Here is a 16878-nt window from a genome sequence, read left to right as displayed (position 1 = left end):
CTCCCGCGAATTCTTGGTCGTTGTCATTGTCGTTCCCGGTGCGGCGGCTTTAGACACGGTGGTTCGGGAGGGCCGATGAAGCGAAATCCAGAACTGACCGTGCGACCGCTGACCGGGTTGCCTATGTTCGCTACCGGAATGTCGATTGCGCAAGCGATATGCGCGAGCCTTGAGGGTGAAGCCGACCGGTTACGCGATGGCGATATCTTGGTGGTGGCGCAGAAGATCGTCTCCAAGGTGGAGGGCCGCACGCGCGATCTTGCGGCGTTCGTGCCTTCTGAGGAAGCGCATGAACTTGCCCGTGCAACCGGCCGCGATCCGGAGATGATGCAGGCGATACTTGAGGAGAGTTCTCAGATCCTGCGCCGCACCCCGGCGGCCGTGATCGCGGCGCATCGCACCGGGCACGTGCTGGCCAATGCCGGGATCGATGCATCGAACGTGGAAGGCGGAGAGGCTGGCCGGGTGCTGCTCTGGCCGCTCGATCCCGATGCATCCGCGCGGGCGCTGCGGAGCGAACTTCAGAAAGAGTGTGAAGTTCGGATCGGCGTGCTGATCGCGGATTCGATGGGGCGGGCCTGGCGGATCGGCACTTTGGGCAATGCCATCGGCTGCGCGGGGCTGACCGTGTTGGAAGACCGCCGTGGTCTTGCGCAGGACCTTTATGGCCGCACACTTCAGGCGACGGTGATCGGTATTGCGGACTCGGTCGCCGCCATGGCGGCGCTGGCGATGGGTGAGGGCGCGGAAGGCACTCCGGTCGCGCTGGTGCGCGGCTGCGGGCGCTGGGTGACGGAGGAAGACGGACCCGGCGCGGTGAGCGGGCTTCGGCCTATCGAGCAGGACATGTTCCGATGAGCCGCAAACACGTACTCGCGCTTTCGGGCGGCGTCGGCGGAGCGAAGCTGGCGGCCGGACTCGCTGCAGTCATAGCATCGGAAGACCTCACGATCGTCGTCAATACCGCCGATGATTTCGAGCATCTCGGCCTAACCATCTGTCCTGACATAGATTCCGTGACTTACGCGTTGGCCGGTCTCAACGACATCCAGCGCGGTTGGGGTGTGAAGGACGAGACGTGGCAGACCATGGCCATGCTCCGCGCGCTGGGCGAGGAGCGGTGGTTCAACCTCGGCGACCGCGACATGGCGATGCACATCGCGCGGTCATGGCGGCTGCGCGCAGGTGAGACTCTTTCTGAAGTGACGGCACGGTTGACGCGCGAACTCGGGGTCGCCCATGCGGTCGTGCCGATGAGCGACGATCCGGTGCGCACGCAGGTGCTTACGGAGGCAGGCTGGACCGATTTTCAGCGCTGGTTTGTGGGCGATCAATGCGTTCCGGTGGTTTCCGACGTGCGTTTCGAGGGTGTGCCGGGCGCCAAACCCTCGTCCGGATTTGCTGATGCGCTGGCACGGGAAGACCTTGCTGCCATCGTCGTTTGCCCGTCCAACCCGTTCCTCAGCGTCGATCCGATCCTGGCGGTCGACGGGGTGCGTCCGGCTTTGGCGGCGCGGCGGGTGCCGCTGATCGCAGTCTCGCCTATTGTCGGCGGAACCTCGGTGAAAGGTCCGCTGGCCAAGATGCTGGCCGAGCGGGGGCAGGCGGTGAGCAATGCGGCCATCGCTCATCACTACAGCGATCTTCTCGACCACCTCTTGATCGACCATGCCGATGAGGCCGATGTCTCTGGCTTGCAGGCACGGGGCCTCACGGTCACCGTGACGACGACAATGATGCGCGAAGCCGCCGACAGGGAAAGGCTCGCGAAGGAGGTGCTTGCCCTCGCAGGCATCTGAAGGGTGAGCAGATGCAGGATGAGACCCGCCAGTTGAAGGCATGGTTGTTGGCCGCTCCGCTGGAGGAGGTCACCGCCCGGGCAAGCGCCAGACGCGATGCGCGTGGTCCGGCGCGGATGACTTATTCGCCCAAGGTCTTCATCCCGTTGACGCGCCTTTGCACCGACGTCTGCCACTACTGCACGTTCGCGACGACGCCCTCCCGGCTCGAAGCGCCTTACCTCACGCCTGAGGAAGTGCTGGATATCGCCCGCGCCGGGGCCGCTGCGGGCTGCCGGGAGGCGCTGTTCACGCTGGGCGACGCTCCCGAGCGCCGTTATGCCGCCGCGCGCGACTGGCTGGCTGAGCGGGGCTTTGCGCGCACCGTGGATTACGTGCGCCACTGCGCCGAACTGGTGCTGAAGGAAACCGGCCTGCTGCCGCACGTCAACGCCGGCGTGCTGGAGGAAGACGACTACCGGATGCTGCGCCCGGTCGCGGCTTCGGCGGGGCTCATGCTGGAAAGCACGTCGGAGCGGCTGCTGGAAAAGGGCATGTGCCACCATGGCTCGCCCGACAAGGTGCCGGCGCTGCGCCTTGCCTCGCTGGCGGCGGCCGGTCGCGCGCGGGTGCCGATGACCAGCGGCGTGCTGATCGGCATTGGGGAGACGGCCGAAGAACGGATCGAGGCGCTGATCGCTCTGCGTGATCTGCACCGCGAACACGGCCACTTGCAGGAAGTGATCGTCCAGAACTTCTGCCCCAAGCCGGGCACGAAGATGGCCCGCGCGCCGGAAGCGAGCGAGGCGGATTTCCTGCGCGTGGTTGCCGCCGCGCGCATCCTGCTGCCGGACGAAGTCTCGGTACAGGCGCCCCCCAATCTGAATGACGAGCGGCTTGTCGAACTGATTGACGCCGGGATCGACGATTGGGGCGGCATCTCTCCGGTCACGCTCGATCATGTGAACCCGGAAGCGCCCTGGCCCGAAGTGGAGCGGCTGCGCGCGATCTGCGCGGGCAAGGGCCTGCCGCTGGTCGAGCGCCTGACGATCTATCCACGCTTCGTGATGAGCGAGGACCGCTCATGGCTCGATCCGGCGATCCGCCCGGCAGTGCTGCGCCATGCCGATGCGGAAGGACTGGCGCGAGACAGCGTCTGGAGCCCGGGTCTGGCCGATCAGCATGCGCCGGGCAGTGTTCGCGCTCCGCTGGGGCAGCACCATGCCGGGCCGGTGGCGGTGTCGCTCCATCGTATCCTCGACCGTGCGGCGAGCGGGGTGACGCTGAGCGAGGACGAGATCGTCGCCCTTTTCGCCACCCGCGGCGCGGCGGCGCAGGCAGTAGTCGCGGCGGCCGATGCCCTGCGCGCCGAAGTCAGCGGCGATACCGTGACGTACGTCGTCAATCGCAACATCAACTACACCAATATCTGCACCCACACCTGCTCGTTCTGCGCCTTTTCGAAGACCAGCAGCAAGGCGGGTTTCCGCGACAAGCCCTATAATCTCGACTTATCCGAAGTCGCCGGTCGCGCGCGTGAGGCGGTGGAGCGCGGGGCGACCGAGGTCTGTCTGCAGGGCGGCATCCACCCGAGCTACACTGGCGAAACCTACCTTTCGATCCTGCGCGAAGTGAAAGCGGCGTGCCCGGACCTTCATGTCCACGCCTTCTCCCCGTTGGAAGTAAGCCAGGGCGCGCGCACGCTGGGGATGCCGGTGCGGGACTATCTGGCAATGCTGAAGGACGCGGGGCTGGGCTCGCTCCCCGGTACGGCGGCTGAGATCCTCTGCGACGACATTCGCGAGCAGATCTGCCCGGGCAAGCTGACCACGCAGGAATGGCTGGATGTCGTCGGCACTGCGCACCGTGTCGGCCTGCCGACGACTTCGACGGTGATGTTTGGTCACCTCGAAGGCATCGAGCACTGGGCGCGGCACTTGCTGGCGCTGCGCAATCTCCAGCTCGATACCGGCGGCATCACCGAGTTCGTGCCGCTGCCGCTCGTCCATATGGAAGCGCCGTTCTACCGGCGCGGGCAGTGTCGCAAGGGGCCGACCTGGCGTGAGGCGGTGATGATGCACGCGGTGGCGCGTCTTGTGCTGAACGGGGCGATCAACTCGATCCAGTGCTCGTGGGTGAAGCTGGGCATGGACGGCGCGGCGGCCGTGCTGGCGGCGGGCGCGAACGATCTTGGCGGGGTGCTGATGGACGAAAGCATCAGCCGTGCCGCAGGGGCCGCGCACGGGCAGGGCGTGACGATCGCGGAGCTGCGCACGGCGGCGGAAAGCGTCGGGCGCACGCTGAAGCAGCGCACCACGCTTTACGGCGAAGTGGTGTCCGAACCGGCCTGAACCGGCTCCTCCTGAACTGGTCTGGCGAGATCGGCATAGCCCATCACCAGCCGGACCAGTCCGTCCTCGATCTCGGCATCGCCCGGCGCGGTTTCGGGGCGCATGATCATCGCGCGCAGCACGCCGACGAAGGCATTCGTCAGTACGAAAGCCTCTCCCCGCGTCAGCCGGCGATCGCTGCCCGGCGGATTCGGGCCAGCGGGCGAGGAGAGCAGGGTGGTCAGATGCTCCAGCAGCGGCGCCATCCGGTGCGTGCCCCTTGCCAGTGACCGCTCCATCAACAGCCGGTGTACGCGGCGCCGGTCGCCATAGGCCGCCGCGACGGCCCGCACGATCAGCCCCACACGCTCGCGCACCGATACCGTCGCCTGATCCGCCAGAACGGTGAGAATCCGCTCCGACAGCGCGGCCATCTCACGATCGGCCAGACTATCGAGGATCGATTCCTTGTTGGGGAAATACTGGTAGAGCGTGCCGATGCTGACGCCCGCCGTTTCGGCGACGGCATTGGTGGTGAAGCCGTCATAGCCTTTCGCGTCGAGCAGCCGCATGGCGGCCTCCAACATGAGTTCCACTTTGTGCACGGCGCGGCCCTGACGCGGTTTGCGCGTCTTAACTGGCGGATTTTCATGCGGTTTTTCGGTCATGGAATAGGGCCGGTAACGCGAGTTTCAGAACATGAGTATTGCTCATATTAATATCGTCATCAGCATCTGTCCAAGGACCGAATGATGACACCGGAAATCTCGACCGTGATCCCTGACCGCCGCGATTGGGGCACCGCCTTCAAGGCGCTGCGCCGCCTGCTGGCCGATGCCAACGATACGGCGCAGGTCTTCCGCATCATGCGCGCGCTCAATGCAGGCACGGCGAAGGCGGGCTATCTGCGGTTGATGGGCACGGCCCAGGGCGGCCGCCTTGCCTATGAGCGGGCGGAATTGGCCGAGCGTTTTTCGGACCCGGCCTTCATCGCCCAGTTCCGCGATGGCACCGTGGGCGCCGCTTATGCCGAATTCCTGCGCAAGACCGGCTATTCCGCCACCGGGCTTGCCGAAGTGAGCAAGATCGACGGTGTCGATCTCAACTTGCGTCATCCCTATCTCTGGTACGGCCGGCGCATGCGTGACACGCACGATATCTGGCACGTGCTCACCGGCTATCGCGCCGATGAGCCGCTGGGCGAGCTTTGCCTTGTGGCCTTCTCCTATGCGCAGACGCGCGGATTGGGATGGGGGTTCATCGCGCTGGGCGGAGCGCTGAAGGCGCTGCGGGCGCGCGGCGGCAAGCTGGTGCTGCGCGCGATCCGCGAAGGCTATCGCCGGGGCAAGAACGCCGCCTGGCTGCCCGGCGAGGACTACGAACGCCTCCTGGCCGAGCCGCTCGATATGGCGCGGGCGCGGCTGAACATTGCCGAACCGACCGCCTACCGAATTGCGCGAGAGGCAGTGGGTCGTGCCGCCGTACGAGCCGACGGCACGATGCCGATTACATTTTCTTGATCTGCTGCCACATGGCTTCGGGCATCCAGGTATATTCGATGTAGTGCCCGAAGACCTTGCGGGCATCGAGGTAGAGGAACTTCAGCGCGTTGGGATCGTCGCCTTCCGGACGCTCCATGGCGATCGGGAACTCCTGACTGTCGACCCGTTTGCGGAAATCCGCCCAGTCGTCCACGCCGAAGCAGATGTGGTGAAAGCGCAGCGGGCCTCCATTCGACAGGCAGTTGGCATAGATGCCCACTTCGTCGACCTCGTTCTCGATCAGTTCGATCTGGAGTTCGCCGATCCAGATGAAGCAGATCCGGCCCTTCTGGCGCTTCAGGCCCTGTGGGGTGAGCACCTGCTGGTCCACCGGGATGATCATCGGTTCGCGGGTAAGCCCACGACCGCGGAATAGGTCGATCCCGGCTTCCAGATTGTCGCAAACGTAGGCGTTCTGGTAATGGCGGCCTTCGAGCATCAGTCTCTCCTCAGGATTTTTTGTCCGCCCTTGCTGCCGTCATCCCCGCGGAGGCGGGGATCCCGCTTTTTCTTGCGGCGTGGCTAGAAGAAAGCGGGGCCCCCGCCTTCGCGGGGGCGACGAGGTGTATTGGGCAGGCGGCAGTTCGTGCCGGGTCGATGCCGGCTTTCTTCCGAGCCGTCCCGCGATCAGCCTTCGCGGGCGACGTCGTAGCGCGAGAGATAGCGTTCGAAGAGCGGCTCAAGCTCCGCCTTTTCGATGCCGTACTGCGCCAGCTTGTATTCGTGCTTGCCGAACTTGTCCTGCGGGTTGTCGGTCACCCACTGCTGGATGCCGGCCTCTGCCTCGGCGGTCCATTCGTCGCCCAGTTGCTGGTAGACCTTCTTCATCGTGCCGATCGGATCGGCGGTCATGTCGGCGTAGTGGACGTCGATCACTTTGTCTTCGCCGTACTTGTCGCGGAAATCCATGATCCGGTTGGCGTGCTCGGCCGCCTGCCAGGTGTAGTTTTCCTTGAGCCACGCCGTGTCCGGCTTGCCCATGTGCGCCATGTGGCTGAGCGAGATGATCGAGCAGAGCGAACCGGTGGCGGTGAACGGATCGCGGTGCGCCCAGAGCACGCGGGCATCCGGATAGACCTTGAAGATCGTCTCCAGCCACAGCGCATGGCTGGGCTTCTTCACGTTCCACACGCCGCCAGCGTTCTGCTGGAGAACCTGCAGGAACTTCTTGTGGTATTCGTAGGCGCTGGTCATGTCGCAGGAGAAGATGAACTCCTTGTAGCCCGGCAGCGTGCCCTTGGAATCGATCATCAGCGTCTTGAAGTCGTGTGCCATGAAGAACACGCACTCATTGGGATAGACGGCCGAGCCGCGATAGTATTTGCCCATGGCCGGATTGGCTTCGAGCATCGCCTTTTCCTGCGCCAGGCGGGCCTGCGCGCGCGGATCGGTGGTGAGCAGATCGCTGGAGGCGACCGGCGGCACCGGATCGTCGATTTCCCAGGTCAGCGGCGAGCGGCGCGCCGGGTCGGCGGCCAGCAGGTTTGAAAGCAGGGTGGTGCCGGTGCGCGGCACGCCCATCACGAAGACCGGCTTTTCGACCGGGCGGCTGAGCAGTTCCGGGTTCTGGCGCAGATAGTCCGAAATCTTCAGGCGACCGCGCAGATAGTGCAGCGTGTCGGCGGCGGCGCGGGCGATGCCGCCTTCGGTGTACTGGCCGCGCGCGATGCCGGCGTTGAAATCGTCCACGAAGACGTCGAAGCCTTCGCGCCATGTGTTATTGTCGAAGTCCCGGATGCCGGTGTCCTTCATCGCCTGTTCGACGAGAGCGTCGCCGACGAGCTTGTTCGCCGTGAGTTGCTCGGCCATTTCGTGATCCTCTTTCCCGTGTCTCGATCCGGGCCGCTGCGGCGACCTCATGAGCATGAGTTAGCCTGTGCGCGGGGCCGATTGGCAATGCGGCTGGCGCGTCAGATCGGGTCGATATGTCGAATCCGGGCCAAGACCCGCGCTAGGCGGCGACGGAGGGCATCGAGGCCAGCGCGCGGCCTTGTCGCTGGCGGAAGGTGCTGGGGCTGGCGCCGACCGCGCGGCGGAACGCGAAGGTGAAGCTGGACGGTGAGGAGAAGCCCATGGCGAAGGCGATGGTCTTCACGCTTTCGCCCTCCATCAGCAGGCGCTTGGCGGCTTCCATCCGGCGCTGTTCGATGTAGTCGCCGATTGAGCAGGCGCGGCTGACACGAAAGCCGCGCGTCAATTGGCGCACCGAAAGTCCGCACGAATCGGCCAGTTCCTTCAGCGGCGGCGCGGTGAGGTCGTTTGCCAGTCGTTCCTCGATCAGTCGTAGCCGCCAGCCGGAGAGGCCCCCGGTCATCGGCCTTTCCGAGACTTCGAGGCCATAGCGGCCCAATTCGATAGCCAGTTCGCTGCCTAGCAATTCCAGCATCCGCTGGGAGGCGAGGCCGGGGTGCCGCACTTCGGCGGTGATGCGGAATAGCAGGGCGCGCACCTGTGCGCTGCCGATGTCGAGCGCGGCGGCCAAATGCGCATCGTCCCACGGCAGGTCGCGGCCGACAAGCTCGTTCACCAGCGCGGCGTCGATCGTGCAGACCAGCGAGGCCTGTCGCCCGCTGCCGCCGCGAATGTAGAGCGATTCGCCGGGCGGAATCGCGAAAACGTCTCCCAATCGCTCGAATCGATGCGGGCCCCAGCGTTCGCGATAGCCGCCGCGCGATTCCAGCGGGCGCGGCGTCAGGCACATGTTGACGTGATAGCCGGCGCCCACGGCGTGGCGCGTGTCGGTCGGCTCCGGAATGTCGAACCGCACGATCTGTGCGGTAATTCCCGCGGCGCAAAGCTCCGCATCGACGATCATCGTCGGCGTATGGGCGGAGCGGTTATCGGGCATTGCAGGCTCTCCCGGACTTGTCGGGTCTATGGCCCGAATTCGTGTCCCTGACGCTTGGATAGGGCCTGAATTCTATGATTGCCAAGCTTGCGGGACAAGCCGCCCACGGGAAACATCGCGCCAACGAAAGTGCCGGCAAAAAGGTCGGTAACGGGATCGAGGAGAGAATGATGGCCAAGGGCCTTTTTGACTGCACGGGCAAGGTGACGGTGGTGACCGGTGGTAACGGCGGCATCGGTTTCGGCTTTGCCATGGGCGTGGCCAAGATGGGCGGCGATCTGGCGATCTGGGCGCGCAACGCGGAAAAGAGCGCGAAGGCCAAGGCCGAACTGGAAGCGGCCGGCGCAGGTAAGGTGATCGCCTATCAGGTGGACGTTTCGGAAGAGGCGAACATCAAGGCCGGTTACGAGCAGGTGATCGCCGATTTTGGCCGCGTGGACTGCGTGTTCGCCAACTCGGGCGCGTCGCCGCGTTATAACTCGGCCTTTGAGATGCCGACCGAGCATTGGCATGACTTCCAGAAAACCGCGCTGCACGGCGCTTTCTTCACCTTGCGCGAAGGTGCGCGTCTGATGAAGGAGCGGATCGAGGCGGGCGACCAGAGCGGCGGCAGCCTTGTTGCCTGCGGTTCGCTCTCGCTGTTTCAGGGCCTGCCGGGCAAGATGGAATATGCCGCGTCCAAGGCCGCGATTGCAGCGGCGGTGCGCTGCCTGGCCATCGAACTGGCGCCGCTGGGCATTCGTGCCAACGTCGTCGCGCCGGGCCTGATCATGACGCCGATGATGGGCGAGGGCGCCCGAGCCGATGCCGTGGCCGCGCATTTCGCTCCGACGATCCCGATGAAGCGCACCGGTTATCCGGCGGACTTCGAAGGCATCGGCGCCTATCTTTGCTCGGACGCCAGCTCGTTCATGACCGGTGAGACGGTTACGATCGACGGCGGCTACATGGTTCGTCCGTAAGCGGCGCCAAGGGAGAGAAGCGATGGAACTGCTCAAGATCCACGGTGTCGGCGATGTCCGCGTCGATGCTTACGAACGTCCAGCGGCGGGGCCGAAGGACGTAGTCGTCAAGATGAAGTCGGTCGGCATCTGCGGATCGGACCTGTCCTACATCAAGATGGGCGGCATTCCGCCGGGCGTGGAGACCGCGCTGGGCCATGAAGGCGCGGGCGAGGTGATGGAAGTCGGCGCCGAAGTCGCCGGGATTTCCGTGGGCGATGCCGTCATCGTCAATCCGATGATGACGCCCAGCAACATCGGTTCGGGCGGGCCGGAAGGCGCGTTCACGCAGGAACTGCTGGTGCGCGAGGCCCGGCTGGGCGATTCCATCCTGCCGATCCCCGAAGGCATCTCCTACGACGTGGCTGCCATGTGCGAGCCGCTGGCCGTCGCCATGCACGGCGTCAATCGCGCCGATGTGAAGCCGGGCGACAAGGTCGTCGTGTTCGGCTGCGGGCCGATCGGGCTCGGCATGTTGCTCTGGCTGGTCGATCGCGGTGTGACCGATGTTGTCGCGCTGGACCTTTCGGAAGAGCGTCTGGAACGCGCGCGGGCGCTGGGCGTTCGGGCCGCGCTCGATCCCACCAAGATCGATCTGCGGGCGGAACTGGCGAAGCTGCACGGCGAAGTGCCCAGCTATGGCCGCGTGGGCGTGGGCACCGATGCCTTCATCGACGCAGCGGGCGCGCCGAATATCCTGACCGACGTGATCATGATGGCCAAGCTGCATGCCAAGCTGGTCATCACCGCCGCCTACATGCGGCCCATCGAGTTCCCGGTTGGCCGCATGCTGACCAGCGAGATGACGATCACCACGGCGGTCGGCTACCCGACCGAAATGCCCGAAGTGGTGGCCGCCATGCCCCGCCTGAAGGACAAGATCGCGCCGATGATCAGCCACAAGCTGCCGTTCAGCGAGATCATGAAGGGCCTGGAAATCGCCGCCACGCCGCAATCCGCCAAGGTCATGATCGGTATCGAGGAGGCTTGAAATGCCAAGTGCTGACAGTGTGAAGGACGCTGGGGTGAAGGACGCCGGGCCGAAGCTGGCAGGTCTGGTCCGCTCGGGAGACGAGCAGGCCGAGGCTATCGCGATCACCGATTTCGTGTTTCAGGCGAACGATATCTCGAACGCCTACCTCGTGACGACGGCCGAGGGCGACGTCATGATCAACACTGGCTTCATGGACAATGCAGAGCGCACCAAGCGCCTGCTGACCCCGCCGCGCACCGGCCCGTTGGCCTTCATCATCCTTACCCAAAGCCATGCCGATCACTTCGGCGGCGTGCCGGAATTCCTGGAAGAGGGTACGCAAGTCGTCGGCGGGCCGGGCTTCAACGAAGCGCTTTCGGACATGATGGCCCTTCAGCCCTTCTTCGGGCCGAGGAGTGGCAAGCTCTGGGGATCGACGCTGAAGCGCGGCGGTTCGCCCAAGCCGGCGCCGAACGTGGTGCCCGATATCCTCGTCGACCGCCGCCTGACCATCGACCTGGGCGGGCGGACGTTCGAACTGATCTCCACGCCCGAGGGTGAGACCATCGACGCACTGACGGTCTGGATGCCCAAGGAGAAGATCGCCTTCACCGGCAATGTCTTCGGTCCGGTCTGGCTGTCGATGCCATTCCTCAACACCCTGCGCGGCGACAAGCCGCGTCTGGTGCGCAATTATCTGAAGTCGCTGGAAACGATCCGCGATCTTGGGGCCGAGATCATCGTTACCGGGCACGGCGAGGCCATTCGCGGGGCCGAACGCATCCGCGCCGATCTCGACAAGATGCACGCGGCGGTCAGCTATGTGCGGGACTACACACTTGAAGGCATGAAGGCGGGCAAGGACGTGCATACCTTGATGCGCGAATTCGCCTGGCCCGAGGGGCTGGAGATCGGCGAATTCCACGGCAAGGCGGCCTGGGCGGTCAAGTCGATCTGGCGCGAGTATTCGGGCTGGTTGCACTATGAGGACGGGACCACCGCGCTTTACGGGGTGCCGCGTTCAAGTGTGGATGCCGATCTGGTCGAACTGGCCGGCGGCGCGGCCAAGCTGGCCGAACGGGCACAGGCGAAGCTGGATGCAGGCGCTCCGCTGGAGGCTGTGCACCTGACCGATATCGCACTCGCGGGTGAGCCGGGCAATGTGGCGGCGCTCACCGTGCGCAAGGCGGCGCACGAGGCTCTGCTAGCGGCTTCGGGCGGCAAGAACCTGTCCGAGACGATGTGGCTGCGTTCGGAGATTGGCGCGATGGAGGCCAAGCTCGGGGATTGATGGGGCTGGGTTCTCAGTCCAAGCACATCCTCGTAGTCCAATACTTCCGTCGTCCCCGCGAAGGCGGGGACCTCGCTTGTTCTTCTGGCCTTGTGCTAGGACGCAAAAGGAAGCGGGGCCCCCGCCTGCGCGGGGGCGACGAAGTTTTTGGGGTTTGAGCGTAGTTTAGGGGGCGCAGGGTTGGGCAGGCGTGCGCTTTACGCCATCACCGCGCTGCTTTCGTAAACCAGCCTCACCAGTTCCGCCTGCCCGCGCACGCCCAGCTTGGCGTAAAGCCGCTTGGAGTAGTTGCGCGCCGTTTCCAAGGTCAGGCCCATGCGCTCCGCCGCTTCGGCGATGGAGTGGCCGTCCGCTAGCGCCATCGCCAGTTCCGCCTCGCGCCGGGGGAGGTCGAAGACTTCCGCCAGTCGCTCGGCGCTGTGGTCCGAATGCGGCCGGGGCAGGGTGCAGAGCGCCAGGATTGCCGGTGCCGCGAGAGCCTCCGCATTTTCGGCGGGCATCAGCAGCGCCTCGATATGCGGATTGTCCCGCAGCAGTAGCGGCCGCGCTGACAGGGTGCGATCCTGCGTCATTTCCGCCGCGATGGCTGCCAACTTGCGCTCGGCGGCGAGATCCAGGCCCAGCACGCGCTCGCCCGGGCGCAGGGCCGCGCCGCAATGCGTCTGCCAGAATTCCGCCAGCGCCGGATCGGCCGCCACCACGCGCGCTTCGGCGTCGAGCAGCATCCAGCCCTTGCTGGTACGTTCCAGCCCCATGGCATTGATCCGCGCCGCAAGCCGGTCGCGGTCCATCGCCACGAGGTTTTCGACCGCGATGGCGACGTAAGGCGCCAGGCTGGAGAGCAGGGCGCTGTCGGCGGCGGTACACTCACGCGCGCGGGCCATCAGCAGCCATGCGCTATAGCGCTCGCCGCCGGCGATCCGCACCACGCGCTCATCCCCGATGCCTAGTTTCGCCATGCGCCGGTTGCGATCCGCGCGGGCGACCGGGTCGTGATCTATCATCTCCCCGATCGAATAGACGCGCCCCGGCCGCAACCCGTCGTAGAGGTAGCGGTCGAGGTCGAACGGTCCCTGCTGTTCCGACTCGCGGGCCCGCGTTCGCAAGTCGATTCCGGCGTAGCTTTCGACGATTGCGGCGTGCGGACCATCGCCCATGCGAAGGATCAGGCTGACGTAATCGGCTTGGGTGCGACGACGCAATCTTTCCAGAAATGTCGAAAAGCGCGGATTTTCGGCATTTCCTTGAAAGAGCGGGATCAGGAGATCTGTCTCGTCGTTGCTGGTAAGAGCCATACCCTCCCATATGGGAGGTTCGCGCGAATGTCATCCCTGCGATTCGGAATCGGGACAGTTTGAAACCCAGCCAACAGGGCGCATGCCCGGGCAGAGGAAGACCTGATGAAAACACTCACGCATCTGGAGCGTCTCGAAGCCGAGAGCATCCACATCATCCGCGAAGTCGTCGCCGAGGCTGAAAAGCCGGTGATGCTCTATTCGGTCGGCAAGGACAGCGCCGTGATGCTGCACCTCGCCCGCAAGGCGTTCTATCCCTCGCCGCCGCCGTTCCCGCTGCTCCATGTCGATACGACGTGGAAGTTCAAGGCGATGTACGAGCTGCGCGACAAGATGGCGCGTGAGAGCGGCATGGAACTGCTGGTCTACCAGAACCCCGAAGCCATCGAGAAGGGCATCAACCCCTTCGACCACGGCGCGCTCCACACCGATATGTGGAAGACCGAGGGCCTGAAGCAGGCGCTGGACAAGTACGGTTTCGACGCGGCCTTCGGCGGCGCCCGCCGCGACGAGGAAAAGAGCCGCGCCAAGGAGCGCATCTTCTCCTTCCGCACCTCCTCGCACGGCTGGGACCCGAAGAACCAGCGCCCGGAACTGTGGAACCTCTACAACGCCAAGAAGGCACGCGGTGAATCGATCCGCGTCTTCCCGATCTCCAACTGGACCGAGCTGGACATCTGGCAGTACATCCACTTGAACGACATCCCCATCGTGCCGCTCTACTTCGCCGAAAAGCGCCCGACCGTGGAGCGTGACGGCATGCTGCTGATGGTGGACGACGAACGCTTCCCGCTTCGGCCGGGCGAAGTTCCCGTCGAACGCTCGATCCGTTTCCGCACGCTCGGCTGTTACCCGCTGACCGGCGCGGTGGAGAGCGAGGCGAAGACGCTTCCCGAAGTGATCCAGGAAACGCTCCTCACCACCACATCCGAGCGGCAGGGCCGCGCCATCGACAAGGACGCCGGCGGTGCCGGCATGGAAGTCAAGAAGCAGCAGGGGTACTTCTGACGAACTTTGTTCGTCACCCCAGCGAATGCTGGGGTCTCGTGCCGCCAATCGGAACTTATCGAGGGAGATCCCAGCTTTCGCTGGGATGACGTAAAATGGCCCAGACCGACACCGAAACCAAAGAAGCAGTCTACGTCACCGACCAGCTGATCGCGGACGATATCGACGCATACCTCGTCCAGCACGAGCACAAGACGATGCTGCGCTTCATCACCTGCGGCAGCGTCGACGATGGCAAGTCCACCCTGATCGGGCGCCTGCTCTACGATTCGAAGATGATCTTCGAAGATCAGCTGGATGCGCTCCAGTCGGACTCCAAGAAGGTCGGCACGCAGGGGCAGGAGATCGACTTCGCGCTGCTGGTCGACGGTCTTGCCGCAGAGCGCGAGCAGGGCATCACCATCGACGTGGCCTACCGCTTCTTCAACACCGAGAAGCGCAAGTTCATCGTTGCCGACTGCCCGGGCCACGAACAGTACACCCGCAACATGGTCACCGGTGCCTCCACCGCCGACCTTGCGGTGATCCTGATCGATGCGCGCAAGGGCGTGCTGGTGCAGACGCGCCGCCACTCGTACTTGTGCCACCTGATCGGCATCAAGAACATCGTCCTTGCGGTCAACAAGATGGACCTCGTGGACTATAGCCAGGAGGTCTTCGACAAGATCCTCGCGGACTATACCGAGTTCGCCAACTCGATCGGGATCGAAAGCTTCACCGCGTTGCCGATCTCGGGCTTCAAGGGCGACAATATCACGACGCTCTCGGAAAAGACCCCGTGGTACAAGGCGCCGCAGTACGCCGGTATTCCGCTGGTCGAGCATCTGGAAACGGTGGAGGTTCTCTCCTCGGTCGATGCCGAAAAGCCGTTCCGCCTGCCGGTGCAGTGGGTGAACCGCCCGAACTTGGACTTCCGCGGTTTCTCGGGCCTGATCGCCACCGGTTCGGTGAAGGCGGGCGACAAGATCCGTGTCCTGCCCTCGGGCAAGACCAGCACGATCACCCGCGTCGTTACTTATGACGGCGATCTGGAAGAAGCGGTTGCCGGCCAGTCGGTCACCGTCTGCTTCGCGGACGAGATCGATTGTTCGCGCGGTTCGGTGATCTCGATTGCCGATAGCCCGCCGCAGACTGCCGACCAGTTCGAGGCAACGTTCGTGTGGATGGCGGACGAGGCCATGGTGCCCGGCCGTGCCTACTGGCTGAAGATCGGCACGCAGGTCGTGTCGGCCACGGTTCAGGAGCCGAAGTACGAAGTCAACGTCAACACGATGGAGCATCTGGCGGCCAAGACGCTGGAGCTGAACTCGATCGGCGTGGCGGAATTGACCACCGACAAGCAGATCGTGTTCGAGGCCTATGCCGACAACCGCACGCTGGGCGGCTTCATCCTGATCGACAAAATGACCAACGCCACCGTGGCGGCGGGCATGATCCACTTCTCGCTGCGCCGTTCGCAGAACGTGCATTGGCAGGCCGTGGACATCGATCGCAAGCAGCACGCGGGCCTGAAGAACCAGCGCCCGGCGGTGCTGTGGTTCACCGGCCTTTCGGGTTCCGGCAAGTCGACCATCGCCAACCTTGTCGAGAAGAAGCTGCACCGGATGAACCGGCACACCTTCCTGCTCGATGGCGACAACGTGCGCCACGGTCTCAACAAGGATCTGGGCTTCACCGAGGCGGACCGCATCGAGAACATCCGCCGCGTGGGCGAAGTCTCGAAGCTGATGACCGACGCCGGCCTGATCGTGATCACCGCCTTCATCTCGCCGTTCCAGGCGGATCGCGAGATGGTGCGCACGATGCTGCCGGAAGGCGAGTTCTTCGAAGTGTTCATCGACACGCCGCTGAAGGTGGCCGAGGCGCGCGACGTCAAGGGCCTCTACAAGAAGGCGCGTTCGGGCGAGCTGAAGAACTTCACGGGCATCGACAGCCCGTACGAAGCGCCGCGCAACCCGGAAATTCGCATCGACACCACGGCGATCTCGCCGGAAGAGGCCGCAAACCTCATCGTCGACACGCTGCTGGGAGACGCCTGATGAGCCTGAATGACGGCGATCTCGCCGCGCATCTGGCCGAAGTGGCAGGCAAGATCCTGCTCGACGTGCGGGCTTCCGGCCTGTTCTCGGGCAAGTCGCTGGGCAAGGCGGGGGACCAGACCGCCAACCAGTTCCTCTGCCACGCCCTTCGCGAGCAGCGGCCCGAGGACGGGCTGCTCTCCGAAGAGGAAAAGGACAATGCCGAGCGTCTGGCCAAGGATCGCGTGTGGATCGTCGATCCGGTCGACGGCACCCGTGAATATGGTGAGGAGCGCGCGGACTGGGCGGTTCACATCGGCATGGCGGTAGACGGGGCTCCGGTGCTGGGCGCCGTGGCGCTGCCGGGCGCGGGCATTGTCCTGCGCTCCGACCAGCCGGGCGAGGTTCCGCCCGCGCCTGAAAGGCTGCGCATGGTCGTCAGCCGCACGCGTCCCGCCAAGGAAGCGACCGGCGTGGCCGAAGCCATCGGGGCCGAACTGGTGCCGATGGGGTCGGCCGGGGCCAAGGCCATGGCGATCCTGCGCGGAGAGGCGGACATCTACCTCCACTCCGGCGGGCAGTATGAGTGGGACAGCTGTGCCCCTGCCGCCGTCGCGCAGGGCTGGGGCCTCCACGTCTCGCGTATCGACGGCAGCCCGCTGGTCTACAATCGGGAGGACGTCTATATGCCGGACCTGCTGATCTGCCGGAAGGAACACGCCGAACTGGTCCTCGAAAAGGTCAAGGCCTTCCTTTGAGGACAAGCTGATCAACATTGTCGATTAGTAAGCACGC

General features: G+C 64.7%; 14 protein-coding genes and 1 pseudogene. 10 read left to right on the top strand and 5 right to left on the bottom strand.

Annotation, left to right across the window (positions count from 1 at the left end; all coding sequences use genetic code 11):
- The first annotated feature begins 75 nt into the window (after positions 1–75).
- From cofE to cofH, 3 genes are read left to right on the top strand one after another with little or no spacing between them, the layout of a single operon-like run.
- The gene (gene cofE / locus ACZ1JC_RS20930) at positions 76–858 is read left to right on the top strand and encodes a coenzyme F420-0:L-glutamate ligase (RefSeq protein WP_465138332.1); all 783 of its coding nucleotides are present in this window, start codon (positions 76–78) and stop codon (positions 856–858) included.
- Positions 855–1799 (top strand): 2-phospho-L-lactate transferase, encoded by a 945-nt coding sequence (gene cofD / locus ACZ1JC_RS20925; RefSeq protein WP_465138333.1) that lies wholly within the window; start codon positions 855–857, stop codon positions 1797–1799. Before cofE ends, cofD begins: the two co-directional genes overlap by 4 nt.
- A gap of 11 nt (positions 1800–1810) precedes the next feature.
- Positions 1811–4129 (top strand): 5-amino-6-(D-ribitylamino)uracil--L-tyrosine 4-hydroxyphenyl transferase CofH, encoded by a 2319-nt coding sequence (gene cofH, locus ACZ1JC_RS20920; protein ID WP_465138334.1) that lies wholly within the window; start codon positions 1811–1813, stop codon positions 4127–4129.
- On the opposite strand, the gene ACZ1JC_RS20915 is transcribed toward cofH, so the two are convergent.
- On the bottom strand, positions 4099–4776 hold the full coding sequence (locus tag ACZ1JC_RS20915) for a TetR/AcrR family transcriptional regulator (RefSeq protein ID WP_465138335.1): 678 nt from the start codon (positions 4774–4776) through the stop codon (positions 4099–4101). The two genes, cofH and ACZ1JC_RS20915, sit on opposite strands and share 31 nt — an antisense overlap.
- Positions 4777–4857: 81 nt before the next feature.
- Between ACZ1JC_RS20915 and ACZ1JC_RS20910 the strand changes: the two genes are divergently transcribed.
- Positions 4858–5628: a Coq4 family protein gene (locus ACZ1JC_RS20910; protein ID WP_465138336.1), complete on the top strand. Its 771-nt coding sequence runs from the start codon at positions 4858–4860 to the stop codon at positions 5626–5628.
- On the opposite strand, the gene ACZ1JC_RS20905 is transcribed toward ACZ1JC_RS20910, so the two are convergent.
- The 3 genes from ACZ1JC_RS20905 to ACZ1JC_RS20895 all read right to left on the bottom strand — a co-directional run bounded on the left by ACZ1JC_RS20905 (position 5615) and on the right by ACZ1JC_RS20895 (position 8497).
- Entirely contained in the window at positions 5615–6088 is a 474-nt protein-coding gene (locus tag ACZ1JC_RS20905) for a VOC family protein (RefSeq protein WP_465138337.1), read from the bottom strand. The genes ACZ1JC_RS20910 and ACZ1JC_RS20905 overlap by 14 nt on opposite strands.
- 188 nt (positions 6089–6276) lie before the next feature.
- Positions 6277–7458 (bottom strand): sulfotransferase family protein, encoded by a 1182-nt coding sequence (locus ACZ1JC_RS20900; protein ID WP_465138338.1) that lies wholly within the window; start codon positions 7456–7458, stop codon positions 6277–6279.
- A 142-nt stretch (positions 7459–7600) separates the two neighbouring features.
- A complete protein-coding gene (locus ACZ1JC_RS20895) occupies positions 7601–8497 on the bottom strand; it encodes a helix-turn-helix transcriptional regulator (RefSeq protein WP_465138339.1) in 897 nt (298 codons plus the stop codon).
- Between the two features lie 167 nt (positions 8498–8664).
- Here ACZ1JC_RS20895 and ACZ1JC_RS20890 point away from each other — a divergent pair, with 167 nt between their 5' ends.
- The 3 genes from ACZ1JC_RS20890 to ACZ1JC_RS20880 are packed head-to-tail and all read left to right on the top strand — an operon-like array spanning position 8665 to position 11762.
- The gene (locus ACZ1JC_RS20890) at positions 8665–9459 is read left to right on the top strand and encodes an SDR family NAD(P)-dependent oxidoreductase (protein ID WP_465169075.1); all 795 of its coding nucleotides are present in this window, start codon (positions 8665–8667) and stop codon (positions 9457–9459) included.
- 22 nt (positions 9460–9481) lie between these two features.
- Positions 9482–10489, top strand: coding sequence for a zinc-dependent alcohol dehydrogenase (locus ACZ1JC_RS20885; RefSeq protein ID WP_465138341.1), 1008 nt, complete (start codon positions 9482–9484; stop codon positions 10487–10489).
- A 1-nt stretch (position 10490) separates the two neighbouring features.
- Complete coding sequence (locus tag ACZ1JC_RS20880) at positions 10491–11762, top strand: MBL fold metallo-hydrolase (protein WP_465138342.1); 1272 nt, start codon at positions 10491–10493, stop codon at positions 11760–11762.
- 197 nt (positions 11763–11959) lie between these two features.
- Here the strand turns inward: ACZ1JC_RS20880 and ACZ1JC_RS20875 are convergent, their stop codons facing one another.
- Positions 11960–13057, bottom strand: a complete 1098-nt coding sequence (locus ACZ1JC_RS20875; protein WP_465138343.1) for a helix-turn-helix transcriptional regulator — start codon at positions 13055–13057, stop codon at positions 11960–11962.
- A 93-nt stretch (positions 13058–13150) separates the two neighbouring features.
- Here ACZ1JC_RS20875 and cysD point away from each other — a divergent pair.
- The 3 genes and pseudogenes from cysD to ACZ1JC_RS20860 all read left to right on the top strand — a co-directional run.
- Positions 13151–14065, top strand: a pseudogene (cysD, locus tag ACZ1JC_RS20870) (sulfate adenylyltransferase subunit CysD); the annotation flags it as partial.
- Positions 14066–14160: 95 nt separating this feature from the next.
- Complete coding sequence (gene cysN, locus ACZ1JC_RS20865) at positions 14161–16104, top strand: sulfate adenylyltransferase subunit CysN (protein ID WP_465138345.1); 1944 nt, start codon at positions 14161–14163, stop codon at positions 16102–16104.
- A complete protein-coding gene (locus ACZ1JC_RS20860; RefSeq protein WP_465138346.1) occupies positions 16104–16841 on the top strand; it encodes a 3'(2'),5'-bisphosphate nucleotidase CysQ in 738 nt (245 codons plus the stop codon). Before cysN ends, ACZ1JC_RS20860 begins: the two co-directional genes overlap by 1 nt.
- The last annotated feature ends 37 nt before the right edge of the window (positions 16842–16878 follow it).

This window comes from Sphingomonas sp. BL-S-28, assembly GCF_055521515.1.
The sequence above is the reverse complement of the archived record's forward strand: the minus strand, read 5'-3'. Positions and strand labels throughout refer to the sequence as shown.